This window comes from Mesorhizobium sp. M5C.F.Cr.IN.023.01.1.1 (genome assembly GCF_003997585.1).
In the GTDB taxonomy this organism is placed as follows: Bacteria; Pseudomonadota; Alphaproteobacteria; order Rhizobiales; family Rhizobiaceae; genus Mesorhizobium; species Mesorhizobium wenxiniae.
In genome coordinates, this window is the sequence record NZ_RZSU01000080.1 from 20108 (window position 1) to 30908 (window position 10801).

9 protein-coding genes are annotated in these 10801 nt (G+C 62.8%); 4 read left to right on the forward strand and 5 right to left on the reverse strand.

Annotated elements, in window-relative coordinates; genetic code table 11:
* Positions 1-71: 71 nt before the first annotated feature.
* Positions 72-1067: a UDP-glucose 4-epimerase GalE gene (gene galE / locus EOA78_RS25830; RefSeq protein WP_127317585.1), complete on the reverse strand. Its 996-nt coding sequence runs from the start codon at positions 1065-1067 to the stop codon at positions 72-74.
* Between the two features lie 280 nt (positions 1068-1347).
* Here galE and hemA point away from each other — a divergent pair, with 280 nt between their 5' ends.
* Positions 1348-2625: a 5-aminolevulinate synthase gene (gene hemA / locus EOA78_RS25835; RefSeq protein WP_127317586.1), complete on the forward strand. Its 1278-nt coding sequence runs from the start codon at positions 1348-1350 to the stop codon at positions 2623-2625.
* 33 nt (positions 2626-2658) lie between these two features.
* Here hemA and EOA78_RS25840 read toward each other — a convergent pair whose 3' ends face one another.
* Both EOA78_RS25840 and mscL read right to left on the reverse strand, forming a co-directional pair.
* Positions 2659-3825, reverse strand: coding sequence for a pyridoxal phosphate-dependent aminotransferase (locus EOA78_RS25840; RefSeq protein WP_127317587.1), 1167 nt, complete (start codon positions 3823-3825; stop codon positions 2659-2661).
* A 110-nt stretch (positions 3826-3935) separates the two neighbouring features.
* Complete coding sequence (mscL, locus tag EOA78_RS25845; RefSeq protein ID WP_127317588.1) at positions 3936-4358, reverse strand: large conductance mechanosensitive channel protein MscL; 423 nt, start codon at positions 4356-4358, stop codon at positions 3936-3938.
* A 235-nt stretch (positions 4359-4593) separates the two neighbouring features.
* Here mscL and EOA78_RS25850 point away from each other — a divergent pair, with 235 nt between their 5' ends.
* Positions 4594-8082, forward strand: coding sequence for a PAS domain-containing hybrid sensor histidine kinase/response regulator (locus EOA78_RS25850; RefSeq protein WP_127317589.1), 3489 nt, complete (start codon positions 4594-4596; stop codon positions 8080-8082).
* A 135-nt stretch (positions 8083-8217) separates the two neighbouring features.
* On the opposite strand, the gene EOA78_RS25855 is transcribed toward EOA78_RS25850, so the two are convergent.
* Positions 8218-8877: a response regulator transcription factor gene (locus EOA78_RS25855; RefSeq protein WP_127317593.1), complete on the reverse strand. Its 660-nt coding sequence runs from the start codon at positions 8875-8877 to the stop codon at positions 8218-8220.
* A gap of 122 nt (positions 8878-8999) precedes the next feature.
* Positions 9000-9437, reverse strand: a complete 438-nt coding sequence (locus tag EOA78_RS25860) for a hypothetical protein (RefSeq protein ID WP_065006116.1) — start codon at positions 9435-9437, stop codon at positions 9000-9002.
* A gap of 168 nt (positions 9438-9605) precedes the next feature.
* Here EOA78_RS25860 and EOA78_RS25865 point away from each other — a divergent pair, with 168 nt between their 5' ends.
* Both EOA78_RS25865 and EOA78_RS25870 read left to right on the forward strand, forming a co-directional pair.
* Positions 9606-9956, forward strand: a complete 351-nt coding sequence (locus EOA78_RS25865; protein ID WP_127317590.1) for a DUF952 domain-containing protein — start codon at positions 9606-9608, stop codon at positions 9954-9956.
* The coding region (locus EOA78_RS25870; RefSeq protein ID WP_127317591.1) for a quinone-dependent dihydroorotate dehydrogenase at positions 9953-10801 on the forward strand (849 nt) is incomplete at its 3' end. The genes EOA78_RS25865 and EOA78_RS25870, both read left to right, overlap by 4 nt.

The window sequence follows — 10801 nt, forward strand, 5'->3', positions numbered from 1 at the left end:
GCGCCTACGCTGCGCCGCACAGCTCCTTCAATAGCGCTTCTGCGTGGAGCTTTCGAGCTAAGAACTTGGTCTCAGCCCCGCGACGAATTCTTGCCGGTCAGAATGCGCTCCCAGGCCAGCGCGTCGGCGACGATCAGGTCGAGGTCGTCGCGCTGCGGCGTCCAGCCGAGTTCGCGGCGCGCCAGCTCTGAATTGGCGACTACCGCCGCGGCGTCGCCCGGACGGCGCTCGCCCATCCGCACCTCGAAATCATGACCAAAGACGCGCCGCACGCTGTCGATCACCTCAAGCACCGAATAGCCGTGGCTGTAGCCGCAATTGGCGACGAGACTTGTCCCGCCGGCGCGCAGCCGTTCCAGCGCCAGCCGATGCGCCACCGCCAGATCGCTGACATGGATATAGTCGCGCATGCAGGTGCCGTCTGGCGTCGGATAGTCGGTGCCGAACACCTGCATAAGGGGTCGCTTGCCGAGCGCCGTCTCGCAGGCGACCTTGATCAGATGCGTGGCGCCAGGCGTCGACTGGCCGGTGCGACCCTTCGGGTCGGCGCCGGCGACGTTGAAGTAGCGCAGGGCCGTATAGCGCAAACCATAGGCAATTGCGGCGTCGCGCAGCATCCATTCGCTCATCAGCTTGGACAGGCCGTAGGGCGATTCCGGTGCAAGGCGGGCATCTTCACGCACCGGCTCCAGCCCGGCGCCGCCATAGACGGCGGCGGTCGAGGAGAAGATGAAATTAGGCACGCCTTCTCGCACTGCGGTCTCGATCAGCGTGCGCGTCTTGCAGGTGTTGTTCTCGTAATAACCGAGCGGGTCGGCAACCGATTCGGGAACCACGATGGAGCCGGCAAAATGGATGATCGCGTCGACCTTGTTGTCGCGGATGATCGAGCCGACCAGCTCCTTGTCGGCGACATCGCCGACAAGGAGCTTCGCCTCCGGCGCCACCGCCCACTCGAAACCGGTCGAAAGCCGGTCGAGGACGACAACGCTGTCGCCCGCGTCCAGCAGCTCCCAGACCATATGGCTGCCGATATAGCCGGCACCGCCTGTCACCAAAACCGTCATCCGCGTCCTCGCTGCTCAAGATTTATCGGAAACTGTCTCAACACCCGCCTTAGTGGAAAGCCTGCCGCTAGGCCATTAGTACATGACCATCAGTATCTCGGTAACCAGTCTCATCGACGCATGGCATCGTCCTGAAACAAAATTGATCCACATCAAGGGAATAGGCCATGATCCGTGGTCGTTAGGAACAGGCTTGGGGCGTGGCATTTTGACCAAAAAGGCCAAGTGGACGTCGAATGGGGCAATGATTATGATCCCACGCAAAAATTGGGAAGCCGAAATGAACTATCAGCGGTTCTTCGAAGACGCGATCGACCAGCTCCATGCAGAGCGTCGCTACCGCATCTTCGCCGACCTCGAGCGCATCGTAGGCAAATTCCCGCGCGCCATCTGGCGCGCCAACGGCCGCGCCCAGGAAATCACCGTCTGGTGCTCCAACGACTATCTCGGCATGGGCCAGCATCCAGACGTCATCGCTGCGCTGCAGAACGCCGCCGGCAAGATGGGATCTGGCGCCGGTGGCACCCGCAACATCTCCGGCACCAGCAATCCGCTGGTCGAGCTCGAACTGGAACTGGCCGACCTGCACGACAAGGAAGCCGCACTCGTCTTCACCTCGGGCTTTGTCTCCAACGAAGCCTCGATCTCGACCATTGCGCGGCTTCTGCCCAACTGCCTGATTGTCTCGGACGAGTTGAACCACGCCTCGATGATCGAGGGCGTGCGGCGTTCGGGCGCCGAGAAGAAGATCTTTCGCCACAACGACGTTGCGCATCTTGAAAGCCTGCTGCAGGCGGCTGGCCGCGAACGCGCCAAGCTGATCGTCTTCGAGAGCGTCTATTCGATGGATGGTGACATCGCGCCGATCAAGCAGATCGTCGATCTTGCCGAGCGCTACAACGCTATGACCTATATCGACGAGGTCCATGCCGTCGGCATGTACGGATCGCGCGGCGGCGGCATCACCGAGCGCGAAGGGCTGGCAGACCGTATCGACATCATCGAAGGCACGCTGGCCAAGGCGTTCGGCACGCTCGGCGGCTATATCACCGGCACAAATGCGGTGATCGATGCCGTGCGCTCCTATGCGCCGGGCTTCATTTTCACCACGGCGCTGCCGCCGGCCATCGCCGCCGCGGCGACCACGTCGATCCGCCATCTGAAGCGCTCGCAGGCCGAACGCGACGCACAGCAGCGCCAGGCGACGCGGACCAAGCAGGTTCTTACCGCCGCCGGCCTGCCGGTGATGGACTCCGCTACCCACATCGTGCCGCTGCTCGTCGGCGATCCCGAACTCTGCAAGATGGCCAGCGACCGCCTGCTCGGCGTCCACGGCATCTACATCCAGCCGATCAACTACCCGACCGTGCCGCGCGGCACCGAACGGCTGCGTATTACGCCGACGCCGTTCCATTCGGATCACCTGATCGCGGAACTTCAGGATGCGCTGGTCGAGACTTGGGATGCTTTGGGTATCTCTTACGGTTCTGCGGGCCGGCCTTCGGTGAGGGAAAGCGACCGCGTCATTCCGTTGCTGGTGCCGAAGTCCGGCGGCTGATCCCCGAGTTTCAACTCGGGGATCGAAGGCAACTCACATACTCGTCATCCATTTCGCCAGCCGGTGCGCCGCTTCCTCGAGCTGGTCGAGGCGGCGGTGGAAGCACAGCCTGAGGAAGGCCTCGCCGCCGGGACCGAATGCGGTTCCGGGCGCCAGGCCGACATTGGCGCGGTCAACGATATCGAAGGCGGCGGCGCGTGAATCGGTGATGCCGTCGACTGTGAAGAACAGATAGAACGCTCCCTGCGGCACGGTGAAGCGTGCCCTGCCGGTCGCAGCCAGGATGCCGCAGACCAGGTCACGCGCCGCCCTCGCCCGCTCCACCTGCTCGACGATGAACGCATCGCCTTCGTCGAGGGCGACGAGCGCGCCGCGCTGCATGAACTGGGCAACGCCGGAGGTCGAATACTGAACCAGGTTCTCGAACACCTGCTGCAGCGAGGGATGGGTCTTGATCCAGCCGACCCGCCAGCCGGTCATCGCCCAGTTCTTGGAAAAACTGTTGACGAACAGAATGCGATCTTCGTCGGCCATGATGTCGATGAAGGACGGCGCGCGACTATCGCCGTAGTGAAACAGCGAATAGATCTCGTCGGCGATGATCCACAGGCCCCTTTCGCGGGCGAGGTCGAGGATCGCCTGCAGCGTCTCCCTGTCGGCGGTCCAGCCGGTCGGATTGGACGGTGTGTTGACGAACAGCGCCTTTGTCCTTGGTGTGATCGCCGCCGCGATCTTGCCGACATCGCAGGACCAGCCATTGCCGGACTGGTCGAGCGTGACAGCGACCGGGACGGCGCCCGCCACGCCGGCGGCTGCGGCGAAATTCGGCCAGGCCGGCGATAGATAGACGAGTTCGTCCCCCTTCCCGGCGACTGCGTCGAGCGCCAGCTGAATGGCATGCATGCCCGAACCGGTGACGATGAATTCTTCCTCGACGAAGCTCTTGCCGAAATGCCTGATGTAATAGCGGGCGAGCGCCTGCCGCAGCTCAGGGATGCCTTTCTGCCAGGTATAGAAGGTCTCGCCGCCCGCCAGCGCCCGGGCAGCGGCATCGGTGATGAAGGCGGGCGTCGGCAGGTCGCCCTCGCCGGCCCAGAGCGGGATCATGCCGTCGCGGTCGCGGCCGCGGTTCATGACGGCGACAATGCCGCTTTCCGGCGCGGCCCGGGCCTCGGCGCGCAAATTCTCGATCAAGGTCATGGATAGATCCGTTTCGTCTTCTGGACTGCTAGCGTGTTTTACGACAGGCGAAAACAGAAAACCCCGGCCGAAAACGACCGGGGTTTTGGTCCAGAGATCTTGCTCCTGCGCTATTTCCTGGCGAGGAGATCGCGAATTTCGGTGAGCAGCGCCACATCGGGCGGCGGCGGAGCGGCAGGCGCAGCTGGCTTCTCACGCTCCAGCCGCTTGCGCAGATTGTTCACGGCCTTGACCATCAGGAAGATAATGAAGGCGAGGATGATGAAATTCAACGCGACGGTGATGAAACTGCCATAGGCGAAAACTGCGCCCTGCTTCTTGGCGTCCGCCAGCGACGTGGCGTTGACGGCTGAGGACAACGGCAGGAAATAGTTGTTGAAATCGAGTCCGCCCAAAATAGCACCGATGATCGGCATGATGATGTCGTTGACCAGGGAATCGACGATTCTGCCGAAGGCGGCGCCGATGATGACGCCGACGGCCAGGTCCATGACATTGCCCCGGGAAATGAATTCCTGGAATTCTTTCAGCATGCGACCCTCCTTGTCCTGACGGGCCGTGCTGCCGCCTCTGCCCGCTTCGGTCGGCCCCACTGGCACATTAGCAAAAACCTACGGTTGCAGCATTGGCAAAAGACCGATTTCCACCGGCCAAAATTTCCCGGAGCCGAGCCATCCTGTGCCGAAAGCCGCGATGGACTTGATCGCCAAGCTGTGATTGCGTCTCATCAGGCCGGATGCAAAACCGGCAAGGGAGGATTTTCAGGCCGTGCAGGGCTGGTTCATCGTCATCATCGCGATCGCCTATGTGACGTTGCTGTTCGTCATCGCCAGCCTCGGCGACCGGCGCTCAACGACATCCGGACCCGACCGGGCCCGGCCCTTCATCTATGCGCTCAGCCTGGCGATCTACTGCACCTCCTGGACTTTCTTCGGTTCGGTCGGCCTTTCCTCCGAGCGCGGCCTTGAATTCCTCGGAATTTATATTGGCCCGGTTCTGGTGTTCGTATTCGGCTTTCCGCTGCTTCGGCGCATCGTCAGGCTGGCCAAGACAGAGAAGATCACTTCGATCGCCGACTTCCTCGGCGCCCGCTACGGCAAGAGTTTTGCCGTAGCAGCGATCGCCACGCTGATCGCGACGATCGGCGCGGTGCCTTACATAGCGCTGCAGTTGAAGGCGATTTCCGGCTCGGTCAGCCTGATGGTCGAGCATTATACCGGCTCGCCGCCTTCCTTCGATCCTTTCGTCAGCGACATCTCGCTGGTCGTCGCCATGCTGCTTGCGCTGTTTGCGGTGCTGTTCGGCACGCGCCATGCCGACGCCACCGAACACCAGGATGGACTGGTGCTGGCGGTAGCGGTCGAAAGCGTGGTCAAGCTCGCCGCCTTCCTGGCGATCGGCCTGATGGTGACCTTCCTGATCTTCGGCGGCCCAGGCGATATGGTCGACAAGCTCGCCCAGAATGCGCAAGTGCGGCAAGCGATGGGCTATAGCACGTCGCTCGCCACCTGGCTGGTCCTGACATGTTTGAGCGGTTTCGCCATCATCATGCTGCCGCGCCAGTTCTACGTCACCATCGTCGAGAACCGCAGCGAGGCCGAACTGCGCACCGCGACGTGGGTGTTTCCGCTCTATCTGGTGGCGATCAACCTTTTCGTGCTGCCGATCGCGCTCGCCGGCCTGGCGCTGGTCGGCACCAGAACCAGCAGCGACCTCTATGTCCTGTCGCTGCCGCTGCTCAGCGGTCACGACGTGTTGGCCATGGCGGCGTTCATCGGCGGCCTGTCGGCGGCGACCGCGATGGTGATCGTCGAAAGCGTCGCGCTGTCGATCATGATCTCCAACGACCTCGTCATTCCGCTGTTTGTGCGTCGCCTGCTCAAGACCACGACGTCCGAGAACGAGGACTGGTCAGCGCTCATCCTCAACGTGCGACGTGCGGCGATCTTCATTATGCTGTTCATCGCCTTCCTCTACTATCGCGAGAGCACCGACAGCGCACGGCTCTCCTCTATCGGCCTGATGTCCTTCGCCGCGATCGCGCAGTTCGCGCCGGCCTTGATCGGCGGACTGATCTGGCGGGGCGCCAATGCCAGGGGGGCGGCACTCGGCATGGTCGCCGGCATCGTCGTCTGGAGCTATACGCTGCTGCTTCCTTCGCTCGCCGCGTCCGATACCGGCATCGTCGTCCACGGCCTGTTCGGTTTCGAAGCGCTGCGGCCGCAAGCGCTGTTCGGCACTGTCGCCGAGCCGCTGAACCATGGTGTCCTGTGGAGCCTGTCGGTCAACTCGCTGTTCTTCGTCTTCGGCTCGCTGTCGCGCGCGTCGGTGCCGCTGGAGCGCATCCAGGCGTCGATCTTCGTGCCGCGCGAGGCGAGCCCGATGCCGAGCCTGCGCCGCTTCCGCACCACCGTCACCGTCAACGACCTCAAGGATACCATCGCGCGCTACCTCGGCGTCGAACGCACGGAACGGTCCTTTCAGTCGTTCGAAATGAGTAACGGCGCTTCGCTGCACGGCAACGAGCAGGCCAGCATGGACGTCATCCGCTTCTCCGAGCAGCTTTTGGCAAGTGCCGTCGGCTCCTCCTCGGCGCGGCTGATCCTGTCGCTGCTGCTGCGCCGCAACGATCGCGAATCCAAGGACGCCTTCCGCCTGCTCGACGACGCCACCGAGGCGCTGCAGCACAACCGCGACCTGCTGCAGATCGCGCTCGACCAGATGGAACAGGGCATCACCGTCTTCGACAGGGATTTCCGGCTGATCTGCTGGAACCGCCAATATCGGGCGCTGTTCGACCTGCCCGACGATATGGGACAGGTCGGCGTCTCGCTCGACCGCATCCTGCGTCACCTGGCCGAGCGCGGCGACATTCCGGCCGACCAGCGGGTGGCGATGCTAAACCGCCTAACCAGTTTCGTCAGCCCGTGGCAGATGGAGCTGAAGACCAGCGGCCGTATCCTGGAATTGCGCTCCAACCCGATGCCAGACGGCGGCATCGTCGCCACCTATGCCGACATTTCCGGACGCGTCGAGCAGGATCTGGCGCTGAAGCGCGCCAATGAAACGCTCGAACAGCGCGTCAAGAACCGCACCGTCGAACTGACCCGCGTCAACGAGGAGCTGGCCCAGGCGCAGATGCTGGCGGAGGAGGCCAATCTCGGCAAGACGCGCTTCCTCGCGGCCGCCGGCCATGACATCCTGCAACCGCTGAATGCTGCTCGTCTTTATTGCTCGTCGCTGATCGAAAAGGCCAGCAAGGGACCTGCGGGCAAGGCTGCGATCAACATCGAATCCTCGCTGGAATCGGTCGAGACTATTCTCGGTGCGGTGCTCGACATTTCCCGTCTTGATGCCGGCGCGATGAAACCGGACGATACGGCCTTCAGCCTGGACGAACTGCTGCGCCAGATCGGCAACGACTTTCAGCCGCTTGCCGCCGAGAAGAAACTCAGCCTGAGGATCATGCCATCGTCGCTTAGCGTGAAGACTGACCGCAATCTGTTGCGCCGCCTGATCCAAAATCTCGTATCCAATGCCATCAAATACACCCGCCATGGCCGCGTCCTGGTCGGCGTGCGGCGTCGCGGCGAACTGGCCGAGATCCAGGTGATCGATACCGGCATCGGCATTGCCACCGACAAGCTGAACACGGTCTTTCACGAATTCACGCGGCTCGACGAGGGTGCACGCGAAGCTGACGGCCTCGGGCTCGGCCTTTCCATCGTCGACCGCATCGCTCGCGTCTTGCGCCTCGAACTCCGGATCTTTTCAAGCCCGGGCAAGGGCACGCGCTTTTCCGTCATCCTGCCGGTCGCGGCAGTGCAGCAGCCGCGGCGCGAGGTCGAGGCGAAGGCGCCGGTCCGCACTGCTGCTTCGCTTGCCGGGCTCCGAGTGCTCTGTATCGACAACGACGCCCGCATCCTCGATGGCATGCGGCTGCTGCTCGAAGGCTGGGGCTGCAGCGTCGACACGTTTGCCGGCTCGGGGGATCTCGAGGGGTCCGTCATGCATCGCCCCGACATCGTGCTTGCCGACTACCATCTCGACGGCGAGACCGGCCTTGACGCGATCGTCAAACTGCGTGCGATCCACGGCCAGGACATGCCGGCCGTGCTGGTCACCGCCGACCGCTCGAGCGAGGTGCGCGCCACCGCCGGCAGGCTCGACGTGCCGGTGATCAATAAGCCGCTCAAACCAGCGGTGCTGCGCTCGATGATGGCGAGGGTCAGGCCGCTGGCGTCCGCGGCCGAGTAACGGTCATAATCTTTCTGTTGACCAGGGTGCTAGAGCGGGATGCGTTCAATTGAACGGGCATCCCGCTCTATCTGTTTGTTTTAGCCGCATTTCTGCAACGCCAAGTGATTCCACTTGGCTGCAAAATGCTCTAACTCAGCTGGCTGCCTGCAGCGGGTCGCTGCCGATCTTGGAGAGCAGGATCACCGCCTGGGTGCGGCTGTCGACGCCAAGCTTCTGCAAAATGGCCGAGACATGCGCCTTGATCGTCGCTTCGGAGACACCGAGTTCGTAGGCGATCTGCTTGTTGAGCAGCCCTTCGCCCAGCATGCCGAGCACGCGCGTCTGCTGCGGCGTCAGCGTCTGCAGCCGCTTGATCAGATCGGAGATCTCGGGATCGCGCTCGACGCCGAGATCGATGCCCGTGGGCGCAGCGATGTCGCCGGCAAGCACCGACTGCACGGCGCTGCGGATTTCCTCCATGCTGGCCGATTTGGAGATGAAACCCGAAGCGCCGAGATCAAGCGCGCGCCGGATGGTCACCGGATCGTCATGCGCCGACACCACCACCAGCGGCACCGTCGGGTGGATGCCGCGCAGCGAGATCAGACCGGAAAGGCCGCTCGCGCCCGGCATGGACAGGTCGAGCAGCACCAGATCGACGTCCTCATTGGCCACGACCAGCGCCTTGGCGCTTTCGAAATCGCCGGCCTCGTGAATGCCGGCGACATCGCCGATGCCGGCAAGCGCCTCTCTCAGCGCGCCACGAAAAAGCGGATGATCGTCAGCGATGACGAAAGTGTAGCCTGACGGCACATGGCCCTCCCCGAATCCCACTGATTGTCTGCTTCTTACGGGATCAGTCGAACGATTATGCGACGATATCAGCCGTTTTCAAGCGGCAAGCCTATGCGCCGGGTTCGCACGGTGAATGGTGCTCAGGTTTTTTGCGAATTGGGCTTGGCGCTATCCTCGCCGCTGTCCTTTTCCATGTCCTTGACGATACCCATGAAGCTGCGCAGGAAGCGCTCCATGTAGCTCATCGTCTTGTTGAAATCCTCCTCGCTGGGCAATGTCGACTCAAAGCGGGCCGCAAGCGAGTTCTCGAGCTTGACGACGCGCTGGTCGAGCGCCTTCACCGAATTCTGCAGCCGGTCGATCTCGTCCTGGAAGGCGGCGCGTTCATCGGCCGCCATCTTGCAGACGAGCTGGCCGGAACGCTCCTCGCAGATCGACATCGCACCGGTCTGCGTGTCCATGCGGACATAGCCGGTGGCCGACTTTTCCAGCCGGTAGCGGTCGGTCTCCTCGGAAAAGGCTGATGCCGCGACGAACGAGACGAGTGCTGCGGGAATCAAGACGTGCTGCGGACGCATATTGTCCTCCATAGGCCAGTAAGCGCAATTTATCGCATGTTTGCGCCGGAAATGGGGAAGAACCCTGGCCTTTACCTTAACGCAGATTCTTGTCGGAAAACCGTGTGACACTTTTCCGGAACCTGCTTGCCTCTTCCCCGTATGGTTGGTTCGGACTATAGCGCAACCATGTCTCAGATTATCTACAAGATAGTACCTGAACCGTTGTGGCGCGAGGCCGAAAGAAATGGCCGCTTCACCGGCGCGCCGATCGATGTCGCCGATGGCTTCATTCATTTTTCCACCGCCGGCCAGGCAAGGGAAACGGCGGCAAAACATTTTGCCGGCCAGACCGGGCTGCTGCTGGTCGCCATCGATGGCGCCAAACTGGGTGATTTGCTGAAATACGAGGTCTCGCGCGGCGGCGCGCTGTTCCCGCATCTTTACGGCCCGCTCGACCTCAAGGCCGTCGTCTGGGTGCAACCGTTGCCGCTCGGCACCGGCGGCCTGCACCAGTTCCCAACGCTGGACGCCGAATGAGCGTGCTCGACCGGCTCGGCCAGAGGTTCCTGTTCGCATTCGATCCGGAAGCCGCCCACGGCCTGTCGATCGCGGCGCTGAAATGGGGGCTGCCGGTCGCCCGGCGCCCCGTGCGCGACGACAGGCTGAAAGTCAGCGTCTGCGGCATCGATTTCCCCAATCCGCTCGGCATGGCTGCCGGCTACGACAAGAACGCCGAGGTTCCCGATGCGCTGCTTGGCCTCGGCTTTGGCTTTGCCGAGATCGGCACGATCACACCACTGCCGCAGGCCGGCAACCCGAAGCCGCGCATTTTCCGGCTGACATCGGACGAAGCGGTGATCAACCGGCTGGGCTTCAACAATGAGGGTCACCAGGCTGCCGAGGAACGGCTTGCTGCCCGCAAGGGCCGCGCCGGCATTGTCGGCATCAATATCGGTGCCAACAAAGACAGCACCGACCGCGTCAGTGACTATGAACGCGGCGTTGTCAGGTTTGCGCCATACGCCAGCTACCTGACGGTCAACATCTCCTCACCGAACACGCCGGGTCTGCGCAACATGCAGGCCCGTGAACAGCTTGGCGAGCTCCTGTCGCGCGTCATGGCCGCACGTACGGCAGCTGCAGCGCAGCCGCCCATCTTTCTCAAGATCGCGCCGGACCTCGTTGAGGCCGAGCTGGAGGATATCGCCGCCGAGGTCACCGAGAAGGCAATAGACGGCCTCATCGTTTCCAACACCACGATTGCGCGGCCGCGACTGCGCAGCGCCGGTTTCGCCGGCGAGACCGGCGGGCTTTCGGGAAAACCGTTGTTCCAGCGCTCGACCATCGTGCTGGCAAAGATGCGCAAACTGCTTGGCCCGGAC

Coding starts and splice junctions, on each gene's coding strand:
- galE (WP_127317585.1), bottom strand. CDS start 1,067: ATGACGGTTTTGGTGACAGGCGGTGCCGGCTATATCGGCAGCCATATG.
- hemA (WP_127317586.1), top strand. CDS start 1,348: ATGAACTATCAGCGGTTCTTCGAAGACGCGATCGACCAGCTCCATGCA.
- EOA78_RS25840 (WP_127317587.1), bottom strand. CDS start 3,825: ATGACCTTGATCGAGAATTTGCGCGCCGAGGCCCGGGCCGCGCCGGAA.
- mscL (WP_127317588.1), bottom strand. CDS start 4,358: ATGCTGAAAGAATTCCAGGAATTCATTTCCCGGGGCAATGTCATGGAC.
- EOA78_RS25860 (WP_065006116.1), bottom strand. CDS start 9,437: ATGCGTCCGCAGCACGTCTTGATTCCCGCAGCACTCGTCTCGTTCGTC.
- EOA78_RS25865 (WP_127317590.1), top strand. CDS start 9,606: ATGTCTCAGATTATCTACAAGATAGTACCTGAACCGTTGTGGCGCGAG.